Below are 25620 nucleotides of genomic sequence, written 5' to 3'. Positions count from 1 at the left end.
TTTGTCGAGGCCTCAGGCGGTCAGTCCGCCGTCGACCGAGATGATCTGTCCGGTGATGTACGACGCGTCGTCGCTCAGAAGGAAGCGGACGAGGGAGGCGATTTCGCGCGGCGCCGCCATTCGACGGAGAGGCACGGCTTCGAGGAGTCGCGCGAGGTCCTTGCTCGGCATGCGGCGCACCATGTCGGTGTCGGTGAACCCGGGGGCGACCGCATTGACGCGGATGCCGGCCGCCGCCGCCTCGCGCGCCAGGGCACGTGTCATGGCATTGACCGCGCCCTTGCTGGCGGCGTAGTTCGCCTGCCCCACCTGGCCGCGTAGCCCGGATACGGAGCTCATGAAGACCAGGGAGCCCCCGGTCCGTCGCATCGCTTTGAGCGCTTCCCTGGCGACGAGGAACGAACTCGTGAGATTCGTTTCGACGACGGCGTTCCACGCGGCGAGGGACATCATGGGCGTGAGTCCGTCGCGCGTCATCCCCGCATTCGACACCACCCCGGCGAGTGGAGGGTGCTCGGCACGGACGACGCGGAACACCTCGCGAACCTGCGGTTCGGATGCCACGTCGGCCTGTATCGCCGACGCGGATCCGCCGCCGTCCGTCACCGTGCGAACGACCTCGGCTGCGTCACCCGCGGCGCTGCGGAAAACCACGACGACGTGCCAGCCCGCGTCGGCGAGGGTCCGGACGCACGCTCGCCCGATTCCACGGGATCCACCCGTGACGACAACGCTCCGCTCAGGCTGCATGCGCGGCCCCCCGATACGCGTCGTCGACGATGGTGACCCCGCCCGCGAGCGGGCCTCCTCGCCACATCCGGACCAGGGCGTGGCCGTTGCCCAGGATGATCGGTCGGCATCCACTGCCTTCGGCGACACCGGTGACGAGATCCCACCGCACGGTTTCCCGAACACCCCTTCGCGCGTCCTCCGCGACCTCAGCGGCGGTGTGCAGGAACCGTCCGGAGATCGCGGACAGGATCGGAATACGGGGGTCGCGGAACGGAACCGCCGCCACCTCATCGGCCCACCGCGCTGCGACGGGGTCCATCAGCGAGGAATGGAAACCGTGACTGACATCGAGGAACCGAGACCGTGCCCCGAACCTCGCGTGCGCGGCGCGAACGCCGTCCACCGGCCCGGCGAGGACGATCTGCCGCGAGCCGTTGACGCACGCGATGTCGAGCCCCCATTCGGCAGCCGCGGCGGTGATGCCATCACGAACGTGACGTGAGGTGACCGCGACCGCGAGCATCGCGCCCCTCCCCGGAGCCGCGCTCATCACCACGCCTCGTGTTCGCGCGAGCCGGATGCCGTCCCCGACGGCCAGAGATCCAGCGGCGATCATGGCGGCGATCGCACCGATGCTGTGGCCGACGACCCACCGGAAATCGACGGCGCCGGAGGACGAGGCCTGCCAGGCGCGTAGAGCGGCGATACCGAGGACCACGATCGCGGGCTGAGCGTGCTCGGTCGCCGTCAGCCGTTCGGCCGAATCACCCCACATGACGTCACGCATGTCGAAGCCGAGAGACTCGGAGGCTTCGTCGAACACCGCTCCCGCTGCGGGAAAACGGTCGCAAAGGTGTCTTCCCATGCCGACGGACTGACTCCCCTGCCCCGGAACGGCGAGAAACGACCCCGCCATCAACGGATCCGGAGCGCGAGTTGCCGGGTGCCGAGCGCGGCGAAGACGACGAAGACCGCGACCAGGACCCCGGCGGCGAAGCCGGGAGTGATCTCAAGATCGCCGACGCTGGCCGAGATGCCGTAGAAGGTCTTCACGGCATCGAGCGCCCGGCCCTCTCCGCCTGTCAGCGACTCCAGTGCCTGCGCGGTCATGGGCTCGCGGATCAACATCGCCGACTGTGCGAAGGGCAGGGTGTTGATGCCGTTCACGATCTCGTTCGGAAGCGTCCCGACGGGAATGTACGCTCCCGCGAGGAAGCCGATGATGGTTCCCACGACGGTGGACAGTGCCGCGAAGGCCCCCGAACTTCGAAGGAACGTCGCCACGAAGCTGGACAGAGCTGCGAAGGCCAAGCTCGAGAGGATGACGTAGCCGAGCGTCTTCGTCGCCTCCCCGGGCGTCATGATCGCACTGCCCTGAGTGAGCAGGTACACCTGCCCCACAACCACGACGATCAGCGTCATCGTGAGCGAGATGAGGAAACTGGACGACAAGTAGCCGAGGATCAGCTCGACCCTGCGAATGGGCGAGACGAGGAAGTCGCTGAAGCGCCCGCTCGCACGATCGTCTACGAACACCGTCAATGCCGCCAGCGCCGTCGTGAGCGTCGTGATAGTGGTGATGCCCGCGAACACCCACGCGTTCACGAACCAGTGGATGTCGCCGCTGTCGGCGGCGGGGAATCGCTCGGTGAGGTTGTCGACCTGAAGGTTCCCGAGGAAGAGCGCATACAGCGCGATGAGGATCAGCGCTGACAGCAGGGAGAAGAAGACTCCTGCGCGATCCCGGAAGAAGAGCCGAAGATTCCGCCCGGTGAGGATGGCGATCGCTCTCATGCCGCCTGACCTCCCGTCACATTGAGGAAGACGTCGTCCATGGTTCCGTGGCGGAACTCGAAGTCCGTGACCTGCGGCGAATGCAGAATCGCCCTGGCTTGCTCGATCCGGTCGACGGGTACACGCACGGTGTCGCCGAGGTGTTCTGCAGTGAGTCCCCGTGCATCGCATTCGGCGAGCAAGGTCGCCACGTCCGCGGCGCGCACGGTGAGCACGCTCCGGCTGAAGGTCGACCGGAGTTCGACCGGAGTGCCCTCGGCCACGATCTCGCCTCGCGCGATGATGCACACCCGATCCGCCCTCTCGGTCTCTTCCATGTAGTGCGTCGTCAGGAACACCGTCGTGTCTCGGGTCACGCGCAGCTCCGCGATCGCCGACCAGATCTGTTCGCGCGACTGGGGATCCAAACCCGCGGTGGGCTCGTCGAGGAAGACGACGCTCGGACGGTGGATGATGGCGCGCGCGATATCGGCGCGGCGCTTCTGCCCTCCCGACAGAACGCCGTATCGGCGGTCGAGGAAGTCCTCGAGCCCGATGAGCGCGGACAGCTCTTCGATCCGCCCCGCGGCCTCACGGCGGCGCAGCCCGTAGAAGCCCGCACGCACGGCCAGGTTCTCGCGCACGGTGAGCAGGGGATCGAGGAGCGACTGCTGGAAGACGGCACCGATGACTTCGCGCACGCCACCCGGGTCCTTCACGACGTCTCGGCCTTGCACGAGGATCGTTCCCGACGTCGGACGCAGCACCGTCGTGATGCAGCCGATGGTTGTGCTCTTCCCCGCACCGTTGGCGCCGAGGAAGGCGAAGAGCGACCCCGTCGGCACCTCCAGCGACAGATCTCGGACGGCCTCGAACGAGCCGTAGCTCTTCCTGAGGTGTTTCACCTGAACAGACACGACACGCTCCCGGTTGCTGGGCGGAAAAAACGAGAAGAAGGCCACCGTCGACGCATTCGCGGTGAGATCGCGGGACGAGCCGGACGGTGCCGTCTCATCGCCGCCGGTCATGAATCCGAGTGGGAGGGGCGGACGACGGGCAGGGTGTCATCCGGGAACATCCGATCGGTGGCGAGTCCCTCGCGCGCACCTGCCGTCAGCAACTCGCGAACGGAGACGTCTTCCGCGCGACGGGAGTCCTCATCTCGTTGTCGCGGGCCAGATGGCTCGGGACTGCGGGAGGAACTCTTGCCCGGCTCGGTGGTCATGTATGCATGCTAACCGTTTACTTTCGACCCTTCAAAGCCGATTCACCCGCTGGCCGCGTCCGTCGGTTCACCTACGCTGAAAACCATGGCTCGCGAGAAGAAGACGCCCCACCCGTTCGACAGGCACCTGGGCGCGGCGATCCGGGCGGCGCGGGCACGCAGAGACGTCACTCGCGAGACGCTCTCCATGCGGACCGGAATAGCCCTGTCCAACTTGAAGCGACGCGAAGACGGGGTGAATGAGACGACGGTCTCGGAACTGGAACGCATCGCCGCTTTCCTCCAGGTGCCGGCGCGCGCAATCGTCGACATGGCTCTCACCGACTACAGCGCGGACGACGCCGCACATCACGGCACCCCGGAGGACGGTCTGCAGAAGCTCCTCGCTTCGGTGTCGGAGGTCCCTCGTACCGTCGACCACACAGACAACGTGACGTACATCGGTCATGTCGCTCCCGGCCTGAGCGATGCCGCGAACACTGACGAGCGAAAGCCGACCGAGGACTGAGAGGAGACGGGTGAAAGAGGTACTCGCGCTCGCGGCCCGATTGGGCGTCACCGTCCATGTCGCCCATCTCCCCGAGCCGTTTCGTGGCTTCTACGACCACGAACGACGCAGAGTCGTCTACGATTTCTCCCTCACCCCCATCGAACGGGCCTGCGTGCTGGCGCACGAACTCGGGCACGCGTTCTACGGCCACCAGGGGCGGGACGATCCCGACGCAGAGGCTGCGGCCGACATCTACGCCGCAGCCGTTCTGATCGACCCCGTTCGACTCGCTGAACTCGAAGCCATCGGGCTGAGCGAGGATGCCATCGCCGAAGAGCTCGGAGTCACGGAGAAACTCCTGCGCGTCTTCGCCCGGCAACACGTGACGCGCCTGCACGGCGTGACCTACGTGCGCCCGCGACTCGGCCGGGGACAGTTCCGGCACGCCGCGAGGTGGGCATCGTAACGGCCTGACTTGGCTCGTGCTCGCACGTCGCCGCCGCACGAGAGCGGTGGCCGCGGCGTCAGCCCGCCCCTGGGAGCCATCGCCGTTCACGCGACCGGCATCGGCACGGTCCGCGCCGCGGGATACGCTCGTCCGGATCACCACCCACCCGAAGGATCCCGTGCCCTCCGTCGTCACTCTCATCCGCTCCGCAGGCCTCACTGACCGCGTCGAGTACGCCTATGCCGCCACCGCGCCGGCGAAAGCGCGCCTCATCTTCCTCGCCGGCTCGTGCCCGCTGGATGCCACGGGGGCGACCGTCGGAGTCGGCGACTACGCGGCGCAGGCTGCGCAATGCATCGCGAACATGCGCACGGCGCTGGCCGAGGCGGGCGCCGAGATCACCGATGTGATCAGCACGCGCGTGCTCGTCGCCTCGTCCAAGCAGGCCGACCTCGTCGCGGCCTGGGGCGTCGTGCGCGACGCCTTCGGCCCTCACGACGTGCCTAGCACCCTGCTCGGCGTCACCGTGCTCGGCTACGACGACCAGCTCGTCGAGATCGAGGCGGTCGCCGCGGTGCTCGACTGATCACCGGCGCGACGCGCTACGCCACGACGAGCCGATCGCGCAGCGGCCCCGGGAAGACGAACTCGATCAGCGGCAGCCCCTCCCGCATCAGATCCACCCCCGCTCCCGCGCGTGGATCGTCGCCTGCTGCCGACTCGCGAGCCCCAGCTTGCCGAGCACCGACGACACGTGGTTGCGCACGGTTCCCGCCGACAGGTGCAGTGACGCGGCGATCTCGGCGACCGTCTCACCGCGAGCGCCGGCCCGCAGCACGTCGAGTTCGCGATCGGTGAGGGGGCTGCGCTCGTCGCTCAGCGCGTCGGCGGCGATCTCGGGGTCGACGTAGCGACGTCCGGCGGCGACCTCGCGGATCACCGCGGCCACGTCATCCGCGGGCCGTGACTTCGGCAGGAACCCGTCGACGCCCGCACCGAGTGCCCGCCGCAGCACACCGGGCCGCGCGTGCCGCGTGACGATCACGCACCGCGAGGGAACGCTTCGCAGGATCCGCGCGGCCGTGTCGACGCCGTCGAGGCCGGGCATCTCGAGGTCGAGCAGACACACGTCGGGCTTCACGCGCTGCGCCTCGACTACGGCGCTCTCGCCGTCGCGGCACTCGGCGACGACCTCGAGGTCGTCCTCGAGTCGCAGCAACGCGGCGAGCGCCGTGCGGATCATGTCTTCGTCGTCGGCGATGAGCACGCGGATCATGCCGTCACCCCCTCGGGTACGTGGACGGTGAGGCGGAATCGATCGCCGAGGCGGGTGGCATCCATCGTCCCTCCGACGGCGCCGACGCGGTCGGCGATTCCCGAGAGGCCGGCCCCGTCGCCCACCGGCGAGGCTGCTCCGCGGGCGTCGTTCTCGACCGTGAGCACCCACGCTCCTTCGTGACGGGCGAGCGAGAGGGATGCCGAGCCCCCACCGCCGTGCTTGAGCACGTTCGTCGTCGACTCGCGGACGACCGGGCCGAGCACGCCGGCCGGGGCGCCGCCCGCCTCGCTGTCGACGAACAGGTCGACGGTGAGTCCCGCGGCGCGCAGCAGGTCGGCGGCGTTGGCGAGTTCGTCAGGCAGAGGGACTCCGCGGAACCGCGCCGCGAGGTCGCGGGTACCGCGACGCGCCTCGTCGACGCTCGTGCGCGCCGCGCGCACCTGTTCGACGGCGGCCTCGGGGTCGCGGGCCATCATCTTCTCGGCGAGTTCGAGCTGCAGCGCGATCACCTGCAGGTGGTGACCCTGCAGGTCGTGCAGGTCGCCCGCGAGGCGCAGGCGCTCTTGGGCGGCGGCGAGGCGCCCCTCGGCGCGGCGCGCGCGGTCGAGTTCGCGAACGATGTCCCACCACCACAGCGATGTCGCCGACAGCGGCGGAAGCATCGCGACGAAGAGCGGCAAGGCGAACCCGCTGACGGCGTAGCCGTCGGGGTGGAGGCGAGCGGCATCCACCCACCACACCGCGGCGATCACGACGAGCAGCAGAACGACCAGCCGCAGCCGGATTCCGTGCCGCCACCGCACGAGGCAGAGAGCCTGCGCGGCGAACCCGACGCCCACCAGCAGTGAGCCCGTCGAGACCCCCAACAGTGCCGCCGAGACCAGACCGAGCAGGACGAGCGGCCAGACGGGGCGACGGGCGGTGTCATCTCCGTCGTCGAGGGGCTCGCGGCGGTAGTGCACCAGCAGCAGGACCGCGGATGCCGCCGAGCCCACGGCGCCGACGAGGTTGAGGACGATCTCGAGCGACGTGCCCTCGAGCACGACCACGAACGACCAGATGAAAACGGCGAAGATGTGAAGGAACACGATCGACAACGCCGTATACCACCAGGTCACGCGCACATCGCGGGCATAGGTCGCGGATGAGGTGCTCACCCCGGCCACTGTACGGCCGTGACATTCGTCACGGGTGGCGGAGTCAATCGCTGTGCAGAACCCGGCCGTAGAGGAGCATGTCGCGTCGCCGGTCGCCGATGCGGTGATAGCTGCGCAGCAGCCCCTCGCGCTCGTATCCGGCGCGTTCGGCGGTGCGGATGGACGGCGCGTTCCACGGCTCGATGTACAGCCCGACGCGGAACAGGCCCGGAACCGTCGCGCCGAAGGCCGTCAGGGCGCGAAGCGCATCGGCCGCGAGCCCTCGGCCGCGGGAGGAGGGAGCGACGACGTAGCCCGCGGTCGAACGGCCCGCGCAGAGCTCGCCGGTCCAGAGACCGCAGTGTCCGACGGCCTCCCCAGTCGCAGCGTCCGCCATGGTGAACGAGAAGCCGGCCCCCTCGCCGTGACGGCCGCGCTGCTGGGCGATCCAGGCGCGCGCGTGCTGCTCGGTCGCGTCGGCGGGGAGGGTGCCCGTCTGCGCGATGTACGGGTCGGTCGCCAGTTCACGCACCATGTCGACGTCGACGTCGGTCACCTCGCGCAGCAGGATGCCGCCGTACGCGGGCGGCGTAGCGGGCCAGGGCGGAAGGGGCGTCGGCGGCATGAGACCATCCTGCCCGCGCCGCGGGTCACTCGCTCCGACCGACGTCGCGGTGATCGTCGTGCAAGTAGCTCGGCGCGCGATCCCAGAACTCGCTCGTCTCGGTCGAGCGGTCCAGCGGTGCGGCATCCATCGACCGCGGCGACGTCCACCCGTAGGCCGCGGACTGCACCGCGCCCGCGCCCATGACCGGCCCGAGGGCGGAACGCACGGCCTCCTTGCGGCGACCGGCACGGCGGTGGAACAACGCGATCGACAGGCGGACCAGGATGCCGATCCCGAGCACGGCGAAGAAGAAGTACTGCAGCGCGGCGAAGACCGGGGGCATGTCGTGACCTCCTTCCGCCGCAACCGTTGCGGGTGTCAGACGCTACCCGGTCTGCGGGCTGCGCGATAGCGAGGGGCCCCCGGCACCTCCGGCGGCGGGAGGAGATCCGGGGTGCGGAGGAGAAACCCACGGTCCGCGGTCCTCCCTCCGCCGAATCTCCTCCGCTCGCGGCGCCCCGCCGGAGCGGGAACCCCTCCCCCGCCGTGACATTCGTCACGGGTGACCCGCCGTATCCTCCCGCGCGGTCGTGACACCGCGACACTGACGCCGCGCGACCGGAACAGATGGGATGGAATCACCGCGGAACACGCCGCACATCACCCCAGGAGCAGCCATGTCGAACCCCATCAGTGATCTCGTCCTCGGCTTCCAGGGCCTCGTCGCCGACGTGCCCGACCTCGTGCAGCCGGTCATCGTCGCCCTCGCGGGGGCCGTGCCGTTCATCGAGGGCGAGGGCGCCGCCGCGATCGGCATCATCGGCGGCATCAACCCCGTCGTCGCAGCCGTCGCCGGCGCGATCGGCAACCTCATCTGCGTCGCCGTCGTCGTGCTGATCGCCTCGCGCGTGCGCACCGCCGTCACCACCCGCCGTGGAGCCGTCGAGAAGCCCGTCACGGCCCGCCGCCAGAAGTTCGAGCGGGCCTACCACCGCTACGGAACCCCCGGCGTGAGCCTGCTCGGCCCGCTGCTGCTCCCCACCCAGTTCACGGCCGCGGCCCTCACCTCGACCGGTGTGTCGCCGGCACGCGTGATCGCCTGGCAGGCCGCGGCGATCGCCCTGTGGACCACCGTGATCACCCTGATCATCGTCGGCGTCATCCGGTTCGCGGTCTGAACCCCCTGCGATCGTCGGCCGACCCACGGTCGCCGGCCGGCGATCGCAACATAGCTTTTTCATAGCTCCTCTTGGCTCCCGATAGGGCTGCCTTAGGCCGCGGGGAGGGCTCGGCACCTTTCCTGGTGCCATGGACCCCGCAGACTCCACCCCCGACACCGCCCCCGACGGTGCACCGGCCCCGGCCTCCCGCCGCGGCCGGGCGGCGCCGTCCACCGAGCCCCTCGACCGGGTAGCCGACTCCCCCAGCCGGCCGACACCCGCCGACCCCCGCGGCCGGCGCGCAGCGTCCACCCGCGCGAAGCGCCCTGTCGCCCGCCGCGCAATCCTCGCCGGGGGCCTGGCCGTGCTGCTGACGGCCGGAGGCTCAGCGGCATGGGCAGCCAACCGCTTCCTCATCCCGCACGTCGAGGTCACCGACGTCGCCGCCTACGAGGCCGAGCACTCCACGGCGGCCACCACCGCGACACCCGAGACGACCTCCGCCACGGCCACCGCGGCGACGACGACCCTCACCGACACCAGCTTCAGCGACGGCTCCACCTCGGTCACCGTCTCGACGGTCACCACCGACACGCTCACCTACTACGTCGCCGACGTCGTTCTCGGAGACGCCACCGACCTGCGCTCCGCCTTCGCCAACAACCAGTTCGGCGAGAACATCACGCAGACCACCAGCGAGATCGCCGCGGCCAACGACGCGGTCTTCGCCATCAACGGCGATTACTACGGTTTCCGATCGACGGGCATCGAGATCCGCAACGGCGTCGTCTACCGCGACGAGGGCGCCCGGCAGGGACTCGCCTTCTACACCGACGGCCACGTCGAGGTGTACGACGAGACCGCGACCACGGCGGCCGAGCTGCTGGCATCCGGAGTCTGGAACACCCTCAGCTTCGGCCCCGCCATCGTCGAGGACGGCCACGCGGTCGACGGCATCGACGGCGTCGAGATCGACACGAACGTCGGCAACCACTCGATCCAGGGCGACCAGCCGCGCACCGCCGTCGGCGTGATCGACGACAACCACCTCGTCTTCGTCGTGGTCGACGGCCGCCAGGAGGGCTACAGCGAGGGCGTGACGCTGCCGGGGCTCGCCGACATCATGCTCTCGCTCGGCGCGACGACCGCCTACAACCTCGACGGCGGCGGCTCGTCGACGATGTACTTCAACGGACAGGTGATCAACTCGCCCTCGAACGGCGGCGAGCGCGGCACCAGCGACATCCTCTACGTGGCGGGCTGAGCGGTGTTCGTTCTCATCCCCGCCTTCGAGCCCGACCCGCGGATGCCGGCCCTCGTTGCCGAACTGATGCGCGCCGATCCCGACCTCGACGTCCTGATCGTGGACGACGGCAGTGGTCCCGCGTTCGCGTCGGTGTTCGCCGCCGCCCGCGAGGCGGGCGCCCACGTCATCACGCACCCGAGCAACCACGGCAAGGGAGCGGCGCTGAAGACGGGCTTCGCCCACATCGCCGTTCACGATCCGGATGCCGACGTCGTCACCGCCGACGCCGACGGCCAGCACACGCCCGCCGACGTGTGCCGCGTGGCCGATGCCCTCCGCCGCGATGCGGCCGACGGCCGGAGTGCGCTCGTGCTGGGCGTCCGCGGGTTCGGCGGCGCGGTGCCGCTGCGCAGCCGGGTCGGCAACGCGGCCGCACGCGGGCTCTTCCGTCTCGCCACCGGTCGACAGGTCACCGATACGCAGACGGGGCTGCGTGGCATCCCCTCAGATCGCCTGAGCTGGGCGCTCGGCATCCCGGGCGAAGGATTCGAGTACGAGCAGCGGATGCTGCTGCGCCTCGGCCCCGACCAGCTCGCCGCGCACGAGGTGCCCATCGACACGGTGTATCTCGACCGCAATGCCTCGAGCCACTTCCGCCCCGTGCGCGATTCGCTGCGCGTACTTCTGCCGGTGCTGCTGTTCGCGTCGTCGTCGCTCGCCGCGTTCGTCGTCGACACCGTCGCGCTGCTCGTGCTGCAGGCACTCACCGGATGGCTCGTGCCCTCGATCATCGCCGCCCGCGTGCTGTCGGCCACGGCGAACTTCGTCGTGAACCGCCGGGTGGTGTTCCGCGCACGCGGGGGCCCGATGCTCGGGCAAGCGGTGCGTTACGGCGTGCTGGCGCTGGCGCTGCTGGCATCCAACATCGCGTGGATGTCGTTCCTCACCGACAACGGCCTGGCCCTCCTTCCCGCGAAGGTCGTGACCGAGGGCGTGCTGTTCGTCCTCAGCTACGGCGTGCAGCGCTCTCTCGTCTTCCCGCGGACGGATGCCGGGCCCCCGGCGCGCAGGCCGATCTCGCGGCCGGACCCACCCTTCACCCAGGTCCCTGAGCCCGTCGATGGGACCGGCACCCACGGCACGCCCGGAGGCTTCGACAGGCTCAGCCCCCTCCACCCCGCCACCCCGACCCCCGCAAGGAGCACCTCATGACCACCACCGCCCTGATCCTCGCCGCGACCGGCCTGATCGCCGCCGTCCTGCTCAGCGCCATCTACTTCCAGCGTCATCGCCGCCGCGATCTCGTCGTCGCCTTCCTCGGCGTCAACGTCGGTGTGCTGGCCGTCGCGACCGTGCTCGGCACCGCCGAGGTGGCGCTGGGTCTCGGTCTCGGCCTGTTCGGTGTGCTTTCGATCATCCGCCTGCGTTCGAGCGAGATCACCCAGCGCGAGGTGGCGTACTACTTCGCCGCTCTCGCGATCGGCCTGATCTGCGGCCTGCCGCCCGTCGACCTCTCCGTCCCCCTCCTGCTGGTCGGGCTCATCGTGGCCGTGCTCGCCGTCGCCGATCACCCGCGCGTGCTGTCGCGGGCCCGTCACCAGACGGTGCATCTCGACCGCGCGATCCCCGACGAGACCGAACTGCGAGCCGAGCTGGAGCGCCTGCTCGGTGGCGAGGTGACGGGCGTCACCGTGCAGCAGCTCGACCTGGTCGATGACACCACCCTGGTCGACGTGCGGTACCGCGTGCGGTCCTCAGTACAGGCCGCCCCCGCATCGGGCGCCGCCCTCGATGCCGCCGACACGGTCCCCGGCCCGCGCCGCAGCACCGACCCCTCCTTCGCCGACCTGATCGGCGGCACCCGATGACCGCCCGCGCCCGCGCCGCCACCGCCATCGCGGCCCTGCCCGCGATCGGCCTCGACGCCCTCACCGCCGACGCCGCCCTCCTCACCCGTGTGGACCGCAAGTACGTCGTGCCGATGGATGCCACGGCATCCCTGCTCGAAGCCCTCCAGCGCTCCACAGATGCTCCGGCCGCCCTCGAGATCGGCGGCGAGCGCGAACTGGCCTACCGCTCGGTGTACTTCGACACCCCCGATCTGCTGAGCTACCGCCTCGCCGCACACGGACGCCGCCGCCGCTTCAAGCTGCGCACCCGCACCTACGTCGACACGGGGGCGGCGTTCCTCGAGATGAAGACCCGCGGGGCGCGGGGCCTCACCCGCAAGGACCGGGATGCCTACGACCTCGACGCCGCCGACCGGCTCACCGCCGAGGCGCGCGACGAGGTGGCCGAGGCCCTCGACGCGATCGGGGTCGAGCCCACCCGCGCCGACGACCTCGACGCGCGCCTGCAGACGCTGTACCGCCGCACGACGCTGCTGCTGCCGGGCGCGATCCCGTCCCGCGCGACGATCGACCTCGACCTGCGCTGGGCCGACGCCGACGGCGGGGGCTTCACCCTCCCCCGCTTCGCCATCGTCGAGACGAAATCTCCCGGCCAGGCCGGCGCCTTCGACCGCGCCCTCTGGAGAGCCGGCCACCGCCCGCAGCGCATCAGCAAGTACGCCACCGGCATGGCGGCCCTGCGCTCCGACCTCCCCTCCAATCGCTGGACCCGCGTGCTCGCGGGCCCCTTCGCCTCCTCCCACCCCACCCGAAAGGACGCATCATGCGCCGCCTGATCCCCCTCGCCCTGCCCCTCGCCCTCGCGGGCCTCGTCCTCGCCGGCTGCGCCGTCACCGCCCAGCCCGCCACGACACTCTCCTCCGCCTCGCCGTCGGCCTCCGCCGCATCGAGTATCGAGTCCAGTGTGCAGACCACCTCCGACATCGACTCCACCATTCCCGAGGCCGCCGCCGAGCTGCTCGCGGCCAACGCCGACGGCACGGTCGTGAACGACGACGAGTGGAGCATCGCGGATGCCGAGACGATCACGCTCGCGGGCTCCACGGCATCCAGTGACTCGGCGGGAGTGAGCATCGACGGGTCGACCGTGACCATCACCGCCGCCGGCGTCTACCAGCTGAGCGGCACGCTCGACGGGAACGTGGTCGTCGCCGCCCCCGACGACGCGCAGGTGATCCTGGTGCTCGACGACGCGACGATCGCGAGCACCTCGGGTGCGGCGATCCAGGTCGTGACCGCCGACGACGTCGCCATCAACCTCGCCGCGGGCTCGACCAACACCGTCACCGCCGCGAGTTCCGCCGACGCCGACGCGAGCGCCGCGATCTACGCCGACAGCGACCTCACCGTCTCGGGCTCCGGCGCCCTGACCGTCACCGACACGGGCAACGACGGCATCTCCTCCACCGACGACCTCGCGATCATCGGCGGCACGATCACCGTGGATGCCGCCGACGACGCCCTCCGCGGTAAGGACTCCCTCGTCGTGAAGGACGGCACGCTCACCCTCACCGCCGGCGGCGACGCGCTGAAGAGCGACCAGACGGATGACGCCACCCAGGGTTACGTCTGGATCGCCGGGGGAACGATCGACGCCACCGCGACCGACGACGGCATCGACGCGTGGACGGATGCCGTCATCACCGGCGGAACGGTCACGCTCGCGACCCAGGACGACGGCATCCATTCCGAGATCGCGCTGGCGATCGCCGGGGGCGATGTCACCGTCGCCGAGTCGAACGAGGGCATCGAGTCGGCCGACATCCGCATCGCCGGCGGCACCACGCACGTCACCTCGTCGGACGACAGTGTGAACGGTTCGGGCAGCACCAGCACGTCCGAGGGCGGCATGGGCGGCGGCATGCAAGACACGGGCGAGACCGTGACCATCTCGGGCGGCACGCTCGTGATCGACGCCGAGGGCGACGGTCTCGATTCGAACGGGAGCATCGAGATGACCGGCGGTGATGTCACCGTCTACGGCCCCACCGGCCAGGGGAACGGCGCCCTCGACTCCAACGGCGGCATCACCGTCACGGGCGGCACGCTCGTCGCCATCGGCAGCACCGGCATGGCCGAGTCGCCCGACGAGTCGTCGGCGCAGGGCTGGCTCGCGGCGACGGCGTCGGGCAGCGCGGGCTCGACGGTTCAGATCACGGATGCCGGTGGCACGGTCGTCGCGGACTACACCGCCACGAAGGCCTTCGGGTCGGTGGTGTTCTCCTCGACGGCGATCACCGACGGGCAGGCGTACACCGTGACCGTGGATGGCGCCGCGACCTCGGTCACGGCCGGTGTCGCGGTCGCCGGCGGGATGGGAATGGGAGGAGGGGGCATGGGCGGCGGGCGGCCCTGACCGTTGCACAGCGAGGGCCGCGGGCCGGGGTGGATCCCGGGCCGCGGCCTTCCGCGCGTTCGTCGCCTTGGAGCACGATCACTTACGCGCGATCCCCCGCCCCGCTATCCGAACGCGGCGTCGTACACGGCAGTCAGCCCCTCGTCGGCGATCCCACTCACACCGCACGTGATGATGACGCCGTCAGTGGTTGCGCTGAGCAGATAGCTCTCACCGTCGACGAAGACGATCGGTTCGCCGTCGATACCGGCACCGACACCCTGGGTGACCGTCACCGTGTCGCCGACCTCGCCGGCGAAGCGCTCCGTCACCGCGAGCGTCACGGTGCCGTCGGCGATGCTGCGGACGTCGGCGCGAAACGAGGTGCCCGCGTCCGCGACCGCCTCGGGAGTAACCTGCGCACACATCGCCGCCGGCCCGCCCGCCCCCGGTTGGGTCAGCGCGGTCGTGGCGACCGGGGTGCCGAAGATGGCGGGGACGGCGATTGCCACAGCGGCAACCGCCGCCACACCCGTGCCGATGGCGCCGAGGAGCAATCCCGGCCGACGGATGCGGGGGCGTGGCGTGGCATTCTGGGCGTTCATGGTGTCCTCCGTGAGTCGAGCGATCTGGTCGCTCCGCAGGTGCGGCAGCGACGAAGCAGGGTCGCCCGCTCGGAGCAGTCGGCGCAGTGCGTCCTGAGGTGCGTCGTTCACGGTTCGTTCCCTTCTTCTGTCTCGATATGTCCGGACACCGGGTGGGTCTTACGCCAGGCGTCTTCGAAACGTCGTCGCGCGCGGTGCAGGCGCACCGTTGCCGCGTTGACCGTGGTGCCGAGGACGACCGCGATCTCGCGCGGTGCGAGCTCGTCCCACGCCCACAGCCGAAGCACCTCCGCGTCCGCTGTCCGCAGGCCTGCGAGAGTGATGCGCACCTCTTCGTCGACGGGTTCGCCGTGCTCCGCGACCGCCCCGGCGGGAGGGTCGAGCACGGTGATCTTGGCGACCAGCCTGTCGCGACGCCGCTGGGAGCGGTTCGCATTCGCGAGCTGCAGCCGAGCCGCACCGATCGCCCAGGCCACGGCCTCGGTACCGGCCGGCATGTGGTCATGACGTCGCCACAGCACGATCAGGGTCTCGGCGAGCACGTCCTCCGCGGTGGCGGGATCGGTCCGGCGCCACAGGTAGCGGCGCACGGGGTCGGCCACGAGCCGCACCGTCTCTTCGAAGCGCGCGCGGGCGGACACGGATGACACATCTTCCACGCTGACCCATGTCCGCCGCGGACGCGACTCTTACACGCCACTCGAAATGCCGAAATCTCCCGTCGGGCCGCTTTCCTCTGGCCCCGCCGTTCGCCACGCGCATGGGAGAGTGACGACGTGAAACTGTATTCCGATTTCGCCGCACAGCGCGCGCGTCAGGTGACGGCCGACATCATCGCCCTCGTGCTCATCGCGGTGAGCATCGCGGTGGGGGTGTTCGTGTTCTCCACCGTCGCCCAGCTGGCGCAGTTCGGTCGTCAGATGCAGACCGCGGGGGCCGACTTCCGCACGTCGATGACCGACGTCGGCGCCCAGCTGGGCGGGGTCCCCCTGATCGGTTCCGGCATCAGCGCGCCTTTCGACACGGCGAGTTCCGCGGGCGACACCCTCGCCACCGCCGGGCAGACACAGCAAGACCTTGTGATGCAAGCTGCCGTCGCGCTCGGTGTCGGCGTCGCCGCCCTGCCGATCCTGGTCGTCCTGCTCGTGTGGCTCCTCCCGCGCCTCCGCTTCATCTCGCGGGCGACGCGCACCCGCACGCTGATGCGCGCCGGTCTCGACACCGACCTGCTCGCGCTCCGCGCGCTCACCCACCAGAGGGTGGGCGTGATTGCGAAGGTCGCTCCCGACGCCCTCGGCGCCTGGCGCCGCGGAGACCCCGAGGTCGTGCGGCGGCTCGCCGGGCTGGAGTTGCGGTCCGTCGGCATCCGGGCGCGGTAGGCGGTGGGCGAGATAAACGGATGCTGCTGAACGACGTCCACCCGCTGTATTTGCAGGAATAGACCTGAGAGGCCGGATAGCGAAAAGTCCAACTGACTGCCGGCCCGGTGCAGTGCGGCACTCGTGCGAACATCGATGTGGAACACGCAATTGGGGGGGGGGAATCAGTGGAGTTTCAGGATCGACTCGCAGCGCTCGCAACGAAGGTGAGCAATCAGGCGTCAGCCATCGGCACCGAGGAAGCGACGAAGAATGCCTTCGTCATGCCGTTCATTTCGACCATCTTGGGTTACGACGTATTCGACCCGCTCGAGGTCGTCCCTGAGTTCACTGCCGACGTGGGGATCAAGAAGAACGAGAAGGTCGACTACGCGATCATGCGTGACGCCGAAGTCCAGATCCTCATCGAGTGCAAGGCGTCAACCGGCGCTCCGAAGATCGAGCACGCGTCGCAGCTGTTCCGTTATTTCTCGACCACGAACGCTCGAATCGCGGCACTGACCAACGGCGTCATCTGGCAGTTCTTCACGGACTTGGACGCGCCGAACAAGATGGATGCCAAGCCGTTCCTTGTGCTGGATCTGCTCGACATCGACGACACGCTTATCCCCGAGGTGCAGAAGCTCAGCAAGGACAGCTTCGACCTCGACTCGATCATCAGCGCGGCCGAGGAGCTGAAATACGTCGGTGCGCTCAAGCGTGAGATCGCCGGGCAGTTCCGCGAACCCAGCGACGAGTGGATCAAGTTCTTCACCCAGCGCGTCTACGACGGTTCCTACACCGCGAAGGTCCGCGAGCAGTTCACGTCGCTCGTCACCAAAGCATCTCGACAGTTCCTCACCGAGAGTGTCAACGACCGCTTGAAGACGGCCCTCGGCGTGGGGGCCGGTGTCGCCGTTGCCGTGTCAGCGGAGAGTGCGGCCATGGTCTCGAGCGAACCGGCTGCTCAGGCTGATCTTGATCGCGATACAGAGATCGAGACCACCCTCGAGGAACTTGAGGGATATCAGATCGTCAAAGCCATCGCGTGCGGCGAGACGAAGCCTCACCGCATCACTCACCGCGATGCGAAGAGCTACTTCGCGGTGCTGCTCGACGACAACAACCGCAAGCCGATTGCACGGCTCCACTTCAACGGGCGACAAAAGTACCTGGGGTTGCTCGACGAGCAGAAGGTGGAGACCCGCCACCCGATCGACGAGCTCGACGGAATCTACGAGCACGCCCAAGCGATCCGGGATGCCGTCGTCAGATATCGGTAACGGGGCGATACGCGTGGGCTGGGAGGCAGCGAGCGCGATACCGCCGAGGTCGCTGAGAAAAGGTTGCGATCGTTAGAGCCCGTCGCTGCGGAGCGCGCGTCGCCGCGGTAATTCGAGAAGCGCGCCGCGCAGGGCACGGAGAACTCGGCACGGGCCGTGACCGCCGTCTTAACGGACCGATAGTGCGACCTGTTTCGTCAGCAATCCTCAGCGGACCCGAGACCTCGCTCCTGGGCGTGCAGCGCGATGGCGAACGTCGTGCCTCCTGATGGGAAGTCACCAGCGAGACGGACAAGCTTCCGGCGTCCGGTCCACCCGTGCGCCCTCGTCTCGACGCGGTCTGCGGTTTCTACGAAGAGCTCGAACCGGCGTTCCCCCTTCACCTGGAGAACCCACTCGAGCACCTCGGCGACCGAGTCCGCACCGGTAACCCGCTGCGGGTCGTGACGTGCGGCTTCCTCGATGTCGTCTCCGGTCCAGAAACAGACCCAGTAGATCGATGGGTTTTCCTGGAGCGCGTCAAAAAACGACTCATCCCATTCGCTGTGCATTCGCCCTCCTCGCCGTTCTCACGCTAGCGCCGGCGACGTGTTCGCAGTCGTCCCAGGTGAGAGTCCCTCGGAGAACCGGCCTCGACCAGGACTGATCGACCTCCGCGGCCGCGCGTGGTGACGTTCGCGGTCAACCTCCGCGAGACGGCGACGACACGCCCCCACGGGGACGAGGTGGGCCAGCCAACCGCGCAATCATCCCGGCCAGCTCGCCGGGCGGAAGCCGCCCGTCCAACTCGAGTGTCGCGCCCCGACGGAGGGCGGGTTCGACCGCCGCCACGTGCGCGATGATCTCCCGCTGCTGCTCCGAGGTGTGACCATAGGGATTGTTCGATCGCGCACGCACCCGCTCGATGAGTACGTCTACGGGAGCGCTGAGGAGCACCACATGCTCGAACCGGTCGTAGAAGCGACCTTGGTTCTCGCTCGTCCGCGACACCACGACCGTCGTCTCCTCTGCAAGCAGCGCAGCCATGCGGTCGGTATCCCAGGGACCGCCGTCACCATCGGTCCATCCGCCGTAGTCGGTGTCAATGGTGCGATATCCCCGAGCAGCCAGCTCGCCGAGCACAGTGGACTTCCCTGCGCCCGACATGCCCGTGATCAGGACCCTCGCCATGTCGCCACGCTACCCGCAGACAAGGTCGCCGAGATCGCCGCCCAGCCCGCAAGCAAGCTGACATCGACGAGACTTCCGACCGAGGTTCGCTGCCCCGCGAGTCCGCTGGCATACTCGGCATCCACGCAACTCGCCGCGGAGGAGGACGGGTCATGTCGATCGAACCCGGCATCTACGAACACTTCAAAGGCCAGCGCTACGAGGTGTTCGGAACGGCGAGACACTCCGAGACCGAGGAGGTCTTCGTCTCCTACCGCAAGCTGTACGACGACTACTCCTGCTGGGTGCGCCCCGTCGACATGTTCACGGGCGTCGTCGACCGCGACGGCTACGTCGGGCCCCGGTTCCGCCGGATCGAGTGATCACGGCCGTAGCGCTGGGGCGCGCAAGAGCGGCGGGAGGTTCCGACGTTCGAGTGTCTCAGCGAGCGATGGACAGGACGACGATCCCGGCGGTCAGTAGCGTCGCCGCCAGCGCGCCCGCAACGATCGCGACGATCGCGACGACGGACCCGAAGCGGCTGACCGTGGTCGGTATTTCGGCTGTGTCGGCGGCGTGGAGCCTGGGAAGCTCCGCCGCGTGGAGCGTGGACAGTTGAGCGGCGCGCAGCGAGTCGTGTCTCCCGAGGGGCGTCCCGAGCCGGTCGAAAGCGATGAAGGACCCATCGGGAGCTGAGACGACATGCCCGAGGGTCACGTCCCCGATCTTCGCGATGCAGTGTCCCTCCTCGCGCAGGATCCAGGTCGGCGAGACGTGGTCGGGCGTGGGGTGCACACCTCGCGTGGTCACAGGTAGCCCGCCGCGGCATCGGATCTTCGAAATGACAGCGTGAAGCTCTCGCCGCGGCGCAGTTTCACGATCGCCACGGCTTGTAGGTGCGCGAGGACGGCGTCACCAATGACAACCGGCTCTCGTGTCGAGCCGTAGAAGGCTGCCCATGTTCGACCCCCAACTGGCACGACGATATGACCGTCTGCCGGGGTCTGGGGCAACTGTGCACAGATTAGGGGAGCTCGGAAGCGAAAGCAATGAACGGATCGATCCCAGGCGCGACCGCGGTGAACGTCGGCGCCGTCGCCGTGACCGTAGAGTGGCACCAGGCGTCCCCTGGACCTAGGCCGCTGTGTCCCACTAGGTCAGGAGTGTCATGCCAGTCGATCGTGAAGCCTCCGGCTCTTTGTGCATCGATTTCGTCAATGCGCTGCCGGTGCCGCATATCGCCATTTCGACGCTGGGTGCCCCGTTCGAGATCGAGACGATCTGCGCGAGCGACGACGTCGCCGCTTACCTCGACGAGACGCAGCTCGATTCCGGCGTGGGCCCGTGTTGGAGAGCGCGAGACACCGCCTCACCCGTGTTGCTTCCCGACCTGCGGCAAGACGCGCCGACCGCATGGCCGGTGTTTCTGGCGGCAGCCGCACGGCATGGCATCTCCTCGGTGTACGCGTTTCCGATGGCGGTGGGTCTGGTCGACGTGGGCGTCGTGAACCTCTACGCCACCGGTGTGCACGCCTTGACGGTCGATCAGGTCGACGAGGCCGCACGGCTGGCGGATTCAGCCGGCCAACGGATCCTTCGGACCGCATTGGACGGGCTGGACGGACTGGATGACGACAGCTCCACGAACGCCTCTCCGCGACGGTTCGTGCACCAAGCGACCGGAATGGTGGTCGCGCAGTTGCGCGTGGCGCCCGACGACGCCTTGCTCGTCATCCGCGCCCACGCATTCGCGTCGGGCCGGTCGGTGCGCGAGGTAGCGGAAGCGATCATCTCGCGCGACATCGATTTCTCGGTGTGAAGACGGACGGACGAAGTAGGTTGCACTCATGACGAGCACACCGCGCGAGAAAGAACTGGTCGATACGTTCGTCGAGCTCGCCGACACCATGGTCAACGGGTACGACATCGTCGACTTGCTCTATCGGTTGGTCACCCGGTGCGCCCAGATCCTGGGCGCCGCCGATGCCGGCATCCTGATTCCCGACTCGCACGGGTCACTGGAGGTGGTCGCCTCGACGAGCGAGCGCGGCCAGCTCATCTCACTGCTGCAGCTGAACGAGGCACAAGGCCCCTGCTTGGAGGCCTACCACTCCGGTCAACCGGTCACCGTCGACGACTTCGACGCGATCCGACACCGGTGGCCGCGGTTCGCGGAGGCCGCCGGCGAGCAGGGGTACACGTGGATGCACGCGATCCCCCTCCGGCTCCGCGACGAGGTCATCGGTTCACTGAACCTCTTCGGCGACCAGCCCGGCGCGCTCACCGCCGAGGATGCCCTGGCGGCGCGGGGCCTCGCCGACATCGCCACCATCGGCATCCTCCACGAACGGGCGTTCCAAGAGATGCACCTCGCCCGCACGCAGTTGCAGCACGCCCTTGATAGCCGCATCGTGATCGAGCAGGCCAAAGGCATCCTGTCTCACACGCACGGTGTCGACATGGAGGAAGCGTTCCGGCTTCTGCGCGATCGAGCCCGGAGCACCCAGCGGAAGCTGGCAGACGTCTCCCGCGAGATCATCGCCGACGCCAGCGGCCGCTGAGACGGCTGCGGGAGCGTCCGCCGGCATTCGCTTCGCGCACCGTCACCCTCGCGCCCTCGGCGGGTGCGAGCCCCAGCTCGACGTGCGCGTGAAGTGGACAGCAGGGTCTTACTGATCCGGCGACGTGCCGACCAGTCGCCCAGCGAGAAGATGCACGGCTCCCTCGATCTCCGGATCGACGATCGCCGCCAGCGCCCCCGACACCAGCAGCGTGAACACGGCGAGCACGAGCGTCACCAAGATCGCCAGCAGCGTCACGGCCGAACGCGGCCGCTCCTCCTCCCCCACGTCGTCCTCCCCAGGTTTCTGATCAACCGTCTCGGAACCCTGTCGAGCCCCGACACGGCGGGCGTGGCATGCCGGTACGCCGGAGTTCCTCCGAGGCATCCGGTCACTCTGCCACGACGAGAACACGGGAGATCAAATGGACACCATGGCAATGATGAAGTCGATGGACATGGGCGAGATGACCATGGACATGGATGCCATGCAGGAATGCATGCAGTCGCTGAACGCATGCGCGATGGCCGCGGCGATGTGCGCCGGCAGCGACATGATGCACGGCCCCGAAATGGCCACGTGCTGCGCGATGTGCTCGAACATGGTCGAGATGGCGCAGGCGACGATGCACATGATGATGCGTCCGGCCGGGATGAACATGGACGTGATGAGCGCCATGATGACCGCCTGCATGACCATGGGCAAAGCATGCGCCGCCGAGTGCCGCGCGCACGCCGACATGGACGAGATGTGCCGCTACTGCGCGATGGCCTGCGACGACATGGTCATGAAGTGCGAGGCCATGATGGCCTCGATGTCCGCCTGAGTTCTCTTCACGCGCGGCCGCTGACGTTCGTCGGCGGCCGCTCGGCTATGGCGCGCGCGGTCAATGACGTCCCCGATCTGAGGGCCCTCAGCCCGCTACGCGGCGCGCGCGGTCGTGAGGATTGCTGACGCGCTGAGCAGTTCGGCGACCGGGTGGTACGCCACCGGCTCCCCCACCGCGATGTCGACGGCCGGGCCGACGACCCGCAGGTGCACCGTCGTGCCGTTGAGCAGCGCAACGGTCGCCGTTGCACCATCAGCGTTGACGACGAGGCCGTCCCACCACGCAGAAGGGTTCGAGGCTGCCATGCAGCGCTGGATCGGGTGGACTGTCGACGAGATCGTGCGGGACATGGCTTCACCTGCCTTCGGAGGGGTTGGTGAGATGAAGCTACGGGATGCCGTGGGGGCGGGCGATCTCGGGCGTAGTGGGGCGTAACACCCAGCACTCGGATTGGCGTATCCGCTCTCTCCCCGCCGCGCAGCAGGTGGTTCGAGGTCTTCTCGCGCTGGTGCTCGCCGGCTGTGCCTGATTCCAGAGACCGCTCAATGAGCCGAATCACGTCCGCGCCGCGCCGCAGCCGAGGCCTCCATCACACCGCAGAGCAAGCCCAGCGCGCCTCCGATCATCGTCGCGGGGGCGACGACGGGGAGGGCGCTTGCGAAACTTGCGTATCCGACCGCGGCGCCGATCACGACGGGCACCAAGGCGACCGCCACCCGAGCCGATGGGCGCTGGACGAACGGCAGGGTCATAAGAGAGCGCGTCAGCGCCCAGGTGATCAGACCGAGCGCCGCCCCGATCGCAAACCCCGCAGGACCTCCCCACAGCATCAGCCCCCACGGAGATGTCGAAGGCGATGCTTCAGGGCTCACGACGGCTAACGCCGCCAGGGCCACGCCTCCTACGCCCGCGACTAGGCACGCCAAGAGAGCTCGTGCGCTGGGACGCAGGGAGGCGTGTCGCATGGCCCGACGCTACAGCGTGCGCTGGCGAATGAGGTTGGCCAGGAAGTTAGCCCATGTCTGGCTCGCGACGCTGCGATTCGCCTCGTTCGCGAGCGCACCTCGGTCTTTCCAGATGAGCGCGGCTACCGAAATGTGCAGCCATCCAGAACGGTCGTTGTAGAAGCGGAAGGAGATCGTTGAGTCAGCTCCATCGAAATGACCGGGCAACGCGACGAAGTTGAACCCGTCCTTCACAACCGCTGAGACCCGCACCGGTGCTGCGACGTTGATCATCGTGAAAGGACTTGCATTGAGATTGATGGTCTGACCGACGGATGGAAAGGCTCGCGGCGCATTCGCAACCGGGAAACTGCAGTTGAAGCACCGTCGTAGTTCAGCCATGACCCGCGCTGGCGTCGCCTTCTCTTTGCCGGTGATGAGGTTGAAGGACGCGTGGTCTACCGCATAGGTCCACGCCGGGTCCGCCACAACGGGGAAGATCGCACCGGTGTAGTCGATATGCTGCCGAAGTTCGTTTCCTGCCAATGTGTAGCTCGTGGGAAGGTACCGGCCCGAGGCATCGATGGCCCAGGGAGCGGCAAGATCCACGACGTACTGGTCGTTTGCGTCGAGAACCTTGAACGTGTCGCCAACCTGCACTGGGTAGGGATCAAGGACGCCACCGATCTCGTACGCCAGGTCAACGACGTCCTCCTTGCTCGGAAACGTCGCGATGATACGTACGCCATCCCCGTCGCGTCCGTGTAGAAGATCGGCGCAGCCGACGACTCGTCACCTTCGAGATCAGCTGCGGGCGTCGACGGCAGGACCACATCGATCTCCTCACCAGAGGTCCCTTGCGGACTGACCTCGACCTCAGAGGCAACCTCGGCCTGCACCGGGTCAGCTTGCGCCTCCCCGTAATGCGCCTCGATAGCCTCCGCTGTAATCGCGGCGAGAGCATCCCCTTCGATGGGATCGGGTGCCGCATCAGACGCGTAAGCGGGCGCCGCGAGAGAGATCGCGAGCGCACGCGATCCCGGCGGTTATGACGGCGTTCGTTCGACGGCGCATTGGTCCTCCTCGTTGAGGGACACGGCGAGGTCCTTCCTCCCGTGTCTGGTGGCTACCGAAGCAGGAGATCGAAGCCCAGTGGCGAGACTTCACCGCTAGAGAGCCCGTTTTTCATCCGGAGCGGCGCTGCTGGGCATGCGCAAGCGCGAGCGCTTCTCGCGGCCCCGAAATGGCCACGTGCTGCGCGATGTGCTCGAACATGGTCGAGATGGCGCAGGCGACGATGCACATGATGATGCGTCCGGCCGGGATGAACATGGACGTGATGAGCGCCATGATGACCGCCTGCATGACCATGGGCAAAGCATGCGCCGCCGAGTGCCGCGCGCACGCCGACATGGACGAGATGTGCCGCTACTGCGCGATGGCCTGCGACGACATGGTCATGAAGTGCGAGGCCATGATGGCCTCGATGTCCGCCTGAGTTCTCTTCACGCGCGGCCGCTGACGTTCGTCGGCGGCCGCTCGGCTATGGCGCGCGCGGTCAATGACGTCCCCGATCTGAGGGCCCTCAGCCCGCTACGCGGCGCGCGCGGTCGTGAGGATTGCTGACGCGCTGAGCAGTTCGGCGACCGGGTGGTACGCCACCGGCTCCCCCACCGCGATGTCGACGGCCGGGCCGACGACCCGCAGCTGCACCGTCGTGCCGTTCAGGAGCACGACCGTCGCAATCGAGCCTTCGGCCCCGATGACGCGGTGAGGCCGAGCTGGATGTCCGAACCGCCGCAGATCGACTCGCCGAGCGATTGGACTCCTTGAAGATGGGGTCGCGACAGAAGGAGCGCGTGATTCCACGCTAAGCGCGGTGTTCGTATGCGGGGTGGCCCCCCGCCGCGACGACGCTTGCCTGGCTACCTCTGTCGCCGGCGGCTGAGTTCTGAGAACGAAGCGACGGGTGAATCTTGAGGACTCGGCGCTATCTCTGGAGGCATTGTGGCGGCGACCCCCTCTGCCCCTGCCGCCGCCCAGACGGCCATTACTGCTCAGACAACCTTGAGCGCCACGACTATCAGTTCGGCGCGCAATCTTGGGCCGTGCTGGGCTCAAGCTGGAAGAGTGGTCGGTCGGTTCTATGGGTCTTCGATCGTTTCTGCGTCCAACCCGTTCGCGGCCGCCGCTGCTTGGGCGGCCTACCTCGGTAGCTGGAGTCAAGAGAAGCGCGATGAGGCCGGGAGTTTTGCCTGCAGATGAATACGATTTTGAAGGAGAACGACATGGCCGAGCGCGAAGATCGTCGGGCTGTACGGCCGAGTGGTAGCCAGATTGTGGGCTGGGCAGCGATCGTGTTCTGCGCGCTGCTGGCCTTGGTCAACGCTGCGACGGTCGCATCCAGTGCAGGGATGCGCGTATTTCTGATCGCCGCGGGTGTTGTGCTGATTGGAATCTTCGTCACCCTTCTCGTGCGCTGGTATGTCAAGCGGGGGAACCCTGCTGGCTCGAAGGGAAGCTGACGACCCTTCTCCTATGACAGAGGGG

General features: G+C 68.3%; 34 protein-coding genes. 17 read left to right on the top strand and 17 right to left on the bottom strand.

All coding sequences use genetic code 11. The features are described 5' to 3' along the window. Positions 1 to 12: 12 nt before the first annotated feature. From fabG to RWP81_RS00830, 4 genes are read right to left on the bottom strand one after another with little or no spacing between them, the layout of a single operon-like run. Entirely contained in the window at positions 13 to 750 is a 738-nt protein-coding gene (gene fabG, locus RWP81_RS00845) for a 3-oxoacyl-ACP reductase FabG (RefSeq protein WP_314451350.1), read from the bottom strand. After that, positions 740 to 1648, bottom strand: coding sequence for an ACP S-malonyltransferase (locus tag RWP81_RS00840; protein WP_314451348.1), 909 nt, complete (start codon positions 1646 to 1648; stop codon positions 740 to 742). The genes fabG and RWP81_RS00840 overlap by 11 nt, the downstream gene beginning before the upstream one ends. Beyond that, complete coding sequence (locus RWP81_RS00835) at positions 1648 to 2526, bottom strand: ABC transporter permease (RefSeq protein WP_314451346.1); 879 nt, start codon at positions 2524 to 2526, stop codon at positions 1648 to 1650. Before RWP81_RS00835 ends, RWP81_RS00840 begins: the two co-directional genes overlap by 1 nt. Continuing rightward, positions 2523 to 3533, bottom strand: a complete 1011-nt coding sequence (locus RWP81_RS00830; protein WP_314451344.1) for an ATP-binding cassette domain-containing protein — start codon at positions 3531 to 3533, stop codon at positions 2523 to 2525. Before RWP81_RS00830 ends, RWP81_RS00835 begins: the two co-directional genes overlap by 4 nt. A 282-nt stretch (positions 3534 to 3815) precedes the next feature. On the opposite strand from RWP81_RS00830, the gene RWP81_RS00825 reads away from it, so the two are divergent. The 3 genes from RWP81_RS00825 to RWP81_RS00815 all read left to right on the top strand — a co-directional run bounded on the left by RWP81_RS00825 (position 3816) and on the right by RWP81_RS00815 (position 5254). Further along, positions 3816 to 4238 (top strand): helix-turn-helix domain-containing protein, encoded by a 423-nt coding sequence (locus tag RWP81_RS00825; RefSeq protein ID WP_314451342.1) that lies wholly within the window; start codon positions 3816 to 3818, stop codon positions 4236 to 4238. A gap of 10 nt (positions 4239 to 4248) precedes the next feature. Then, positions 4249 to 4686, top strand: a complete 438-nt coding sequence (locus RWP81_RS00820) for an ImmA/IrrE family metallo-endopeptidase (RefSeq protein WP_314451340.1) — start codon at positions 4249 to 4251, stop codon at positions 4684 to 4686. 160 nt (positions 4687 to 4846) lie between these two features. After that, positions 4847 to 5254 carry a RidA family protein gene (locus tag RWP81_RS00815; RefSeq protein ID WP_314451338.1) on the top strand — a complete coding sequence of 136 codons (408 nt, stop codon included), beginning with the start codon at positions 4847 to 4849 and terminating at the stop codon, positions 5252 to 5254. Between the two features lie 87 nt (positions 5255 to 5341). On the opposite strand, the gene RWP81_RS00810 is transcribed toward RWP81_RS00815, so the two are convergent. Genes RWP81_RS00810 through RWP81_RS00795 form a run of 4 tightly spaced genes read right to left on the bottom strand, consistent with a single transcriptional unit; the run spans position 5342 to position 8033 of the window. Beyond that, a complete protein-coding gene (locus RWP81_RS00810) occupies positions 5342 to 5944 on the bottom strand; it encodes a response regulator transcription factor (RefSeq protein WP_314451336.1) in 603 nt (200 codons plus the stop codon). Further along, positions 5941 to 7104 (bottom strand): histidine kinase, encoded by a 1164-nt coding sequence (locus RWP81_RS00805; protein WP_314451334.1) that lies wholly within the window; start codon positions 7102 to 7104, stop codon positions 5941 to 5943. The genes RWP81_RS00810 and RWP81_RS00805 overlap by 4 nt, the downstream gene beginning before the upstream one ends. A gap of 43 nt (positions 7105 to 7147) precedes the next feature. Further along, positions 7148 to 7708, bottom strand: a complete 561-nt coding sequence (locus RWP81_RS00800) for a GNAT family protein (protein WP_314451332.1) — start codon at positions 7706 to 7708, stop codon at positions 7148 to 7150. 25 nt (positions 7709 to 7733) lie between these two features. Beyond that, positions 7734 to 8033, bottom strand: a complete 300-nt coding sequence (locus RWP81_RS00795) for a hypothetical protein (protein ID WP_314451330.1) — start codon at positions 8031 to 8033, stop codon at positions 7734 to 7736. Positions 8034 to 8367: 334 nt separating this feature from the next. Between RWP81_RS00795 and RWP81_RS00790 the strand changes: the two genes are divergently transcribed. The 6 genes from RWP81_RS00790 to RWP81_RS00765 all read left to right on the top strand — a co-directional run bounded on the left by RWP81_RS00790 (position 8368) and on the right by RWP81_RS00765 (position 14362). Next, a complete protein-coding gene (locus tag RWP81_RS00790) occupies positions 8368 to 8868 on the top strand; it encodes a small multidrug efflux protein (protein ID WP_314451328.1) in 501 nt (166 codons plus the stop codon). Positions 8869 to 8998: 130 nt separating this feature from the next. After that, on the top strand, positions 8999 to 10114 hold the full coding sequence (locus RWP81_RS00785) for a phosphodiester glycosidase family protein (protein ID WP_314451326.1): 1116 nt from the start codon (positions 8999 to 9001) through the stop codon (positions 10112 to 10114). 3 nt (positions 10115 to 10117) lie between these two features. Then, positions 10118 to 11308, top strand: a complete 1191-nt coding sequence (locus RWP81_RS00780; protein WP_314451324.1) for a bifunctional glycosyltransferase family 2/GtrA family protein — start codon at positions 10118 to 10120, stop codon at positions 11306 to 11308. Further along, positions 11305 to 11964, top strand: a complete 660-nt coding sequence (locus RWP81_RS00775) for a DUF4956 domain-containing protein (protein ID WP_314451322.1) — start codon at positions 11305 to 11307, stop codon at positions 11962 to 11964. Before RWP81_RS00780 ends, RWP81_RS00775 begins: the two co-directional genes overlap by 4 nt. Beyond that, entirely contained in the window at positions 11961 to 12782 is an 822-nt protein-coding gene (locus RWP81_RS00770) for a polyphosphate polymerase domain-containing protein (protein WP_314451320.1), read from the top strand. The genes RWP81_RS00775 and RWP81_RS00770 overlap by 4 nt, the downstream gene beginning before the upstream one ends. Continuing rightward, positions 12770 to 14362 carry a carbohydrate-binding domain-containing protein gene (locus RWP81_RS00765; RefSeq protein ID WP_314451318.1) on the top strand — a complete coding sequence of 531 codons (1593 nt, stop codon included), beginning with the start codon at positions 12770 to 12772 and terminating at the stop codon, positions 14360 to 14362. The genes RWP81_RS00770 and RWP81_RS00765 overlap by 13 nt, the downstream gene beginning before the upstream one ends. A 104-nt stretch (positions 14363 to 14466) precedes the next feature. Here the strand turns inward: RWP81_RS00765 and RWP81_RS00760 are convergent, their stop codons facing one another. After that, positions 14467 to 15057: a hypothetical protein gene (locus RWP81_RS00760; protein WP_314451316.1), complete on the bottom strand. Its 591-nt coding sequence runs from the start codon at positions 15055 to 15057 to the stop codon at positions 14467 to 14469. After that, positions 15054 to 15596, bottom strand: a complete 543-nt coding sequence (locus RWP81_RS00755; protein WP_314451314.1) for a sigma-70 family RNA polymerase sigma factor — start codon at positions 15594 to 15596, stop codon at positions 15054 to 15056. Before RWP81_RS00755 ends, RWP81_RS00760 begins: the two co-directional genes overlap by 4 nt. 126 nt (positions 15597 to 15722) lie before the next feature. Between RWP81_RS00755 and RWP81_RS00750 the strand changes: the two genes are divergently transcribed. Together RWP81_RS00750 and RWP81_RS00745 are read left to right on the top strand one after the other, a co-directional pair. Continuing rightward, on the top strand, positions 15723 to 16325 hold the full coding sequence (locus RWP81_RS00750) for a hypothetical protein (RefSeq protein WP_314451312.1): 603 nt from the start codon (positions 15723 to 15725) through the stop codon (positions 16323 to 16325). 167 nt (positions 16326 to 16492) lie between these two features. Continuing rightward, on the top strand, positions 16493 to 17587 hold the full coding sequence (locus RWP81_RS00745; RefSeq protein ID WP_314451365.1) for a type I restriction enzyme HsdR N-terminal domain-containing protein: 1095 nt from the start codon (positions 16493 to 16495) through the stop codon (positions 17585 to 17587). 197 nt (positions 17588 to 17784) lie between these two features. Here RWP81_RS00745 and RWP81_RS00740 read toward each other — a convergent pair whose 3' ends face one another. Together RWP81_RS00740 and RWP81_RS00735 are read right to left on the bottom strand one after the other, a co-directional pair. Next, a complete protein-coding gene (locus tag RWP81_RS00740) occupies positions 17785 to 18138 on the bottom strand; it encodes a hypothetical protein (protein WP_314451310.1) in 354 nt (117 codons plus the stop codon). A gap of 130 nt (positions 18139 to 18268) precedes the next feature. Beyond that, on the bottom strand, positions 18269 to 18757 hold the full coding sequence (locus RWP81_RS00735; RefSeq protein WP_314451309.1) for an AAA family ATPase: 489 nt from the start codon (positions 18755 to 18757) through the stop codon (positions 18269 to 18271). Between the two features lie 152 nt (positions 18758 to 18909). On the opposite strand from RWP81_RS00735, the gene RWP81_RS00730 reads away from it, so the two are divergent. After that, positions 18910 to 19119, top strand: a complete 210-nt coding sequence (locus tag RWP81_RS00730; RefSeq protein ID WP_314451307.1) for a DUF1653 domain-containing protein — start codon at positions 18910 to 18912, stop codon at positions 19117 to 19119. A 58-nt stretch (positions 19120 to 19177) separates the two neighbouring features. On the opposite strand, the gene RWP81_RS00725 is transcribed toward RWP81_RS00730, so the two are convergent. Then, positions 19178 to 19546 carry a hypothetical protein gene (locus RWP81_RS00725; RefSeq protein WP_314451305.1) on the bottom strand — a complete coding sequence of 123 codons (369 nt, stop codon included), beginning with the start codon at positions 19544 to 19546 and terminating at the stop codon, positions 19178 to 19180. Between the two features lie 358 nt (positions 19547 to 19904). On the opposite strand from RWP81_RS00725, the gene RWP81_RS00720 reads away from it, so the two are divergent. Both RWP81_RS00720 and RWP81_RS00715 read left to right on the top strand, forming a co-directional pair. Next, a complete protein-coding gene (locus RWP81_RS00720) occupies positions 19905 to 20555 on the top strand; it encodes a GAF and ANTAR domain-containing protein (protein ID WP_314451303.1) in 651 nt (216 codons plus the stop codon). 28 nt (positions 20556 to 20583) lie between these two features. Continuing rightward, entirely contained in the window at positions 20584 to 21297 is a 714-nt protein-coding gene (locus tag RWP81_RS00715; RefSeq protein ID WP_314451301.1) for a GAF and ANTAR domain-containing protein, read from the top strand. Between the two features lie 108 nt (positions 21298 to 21405). Here RWP81_RS00715 and RWP81_RS00710 read toward each other — a convergent pair whose 3' ends face one another. Next, a complete protein-coding gene (locus RWP81_RS00710; protein ID WP_314451298.1) occupies positions 21406 to 21555 on the bottom strand; it encodes a hypothetical protein in 150 nt (49 codons plus the stop codon). A gap of 166 nt (positions 21556 to 21721) precedes the next feature. On the opposite strand from RWP81_RS00710, the gene RWP81_RS00705 reads away from it, so the two are divergent. Next, positions 21722 to 22123: a hypothetical protein gene (locus RWP81_RS00705; RefSeq protein ID WP_058596385.1), complete on the top strand. Its 402-nt coding sequence runs from the start codon at positions 21722 to 21724 to the stop codon at positions 22121 to 22123. Between the two features lie 95 nt (positions 22124 to 22218). Here RWP81_RS00705 and RWP81_RS00700 read toward each other — a convergent pair whose 3' ends face one another. Together RWP81_RS00700 and RWP81_RS00695 are read right to left on the bottom strand one after the other, a co-directional pair. Then, a complete protein-coding gene (locus RWP81_RS00700) occupies positions 22219 to 22476 on the bottom strand; it encodes a nuclease (RefSeq protein WP_314451294.1) in 258 nt (85 codons plus the stop codon). A 624-nt stretch (positions 22477 to 23100) separates the two neighbouring features. Next, a complete protein-coding gene (locus RWP81_RS00695) occupies positions 23101 to 23730 on the bottom strand; it encodes a hypothetical protein (RefSeq protein WP_314451292.1) in 630 nt (209 codons plus the stop codon). 613 nt (positions 23731 to 24343) lie between these two features. Between RWP81_RS00695 and RWP81_RS00690 the strand changes: the two genes are divergently transcribed. Beyond that, positions 24344 to 24568 carry a hypothetical protein gene (locus RWP81_RS00690; RefSeq protein WP_314451290.1) on the top strand — a complete coding sequence of 75 codons (225 nt, stop codon included), beginning with the start codon at positions 24344 to 24346 and terminating at the stop codon, positions 24566 to 24568. 95 nt (positions 24569 to 24663) lie between these two features. Here RWP81_RS00690 and RWP81_RS00685 read toward each other — a convergent pair whose 3' ends face one another. Beyond that, positions 24664 to 24804 carry a hypothetical protein gene (locus tag RWP81_RS00685; RefSeq protein ID WP_314451288.1) on the bottom strand — a complete coding sequence of 47 codons (141 nt, stop codon included), beginning with the start codon at positions 24802 to 24804 and terminating at the stop codon, positions 24664 to 24666. A 554-nt stretch (positions 24805 to 25358) separates the two neighbouring features. Here RWP81_RS00685 and RWP81_RS00680 point away from each other — a divergent pair. Then, on the top strand, positions 25359 to 25595 hold the full coding sequence (locus RWP81_RS00680; RefSeq protein ID WP_314451279.1) for a hypothetical protein: 237 nt from the start codon (positions 25359 to 25361) through the stop codon (positions 25593 to 25595). Positions 25596 to 25620 lie beyond the last annotated feature (25 nt).

It is taken from the genome of uncultured Microbacterium sp. (assembly GCF_963521695.1).
In the GTDB taxonomy this organism is placed as follows: domain Bacteria; phylum Actinomycetota; class Actinomycetes; order Actinomycetales; family Microbacteriaceae; genus Microbacterium.
The sequence above is the reverse complement of the archived record's forward strand: the minus strand, read 5'-3'. Positions and strand labels throughout refer to the sequence as shown.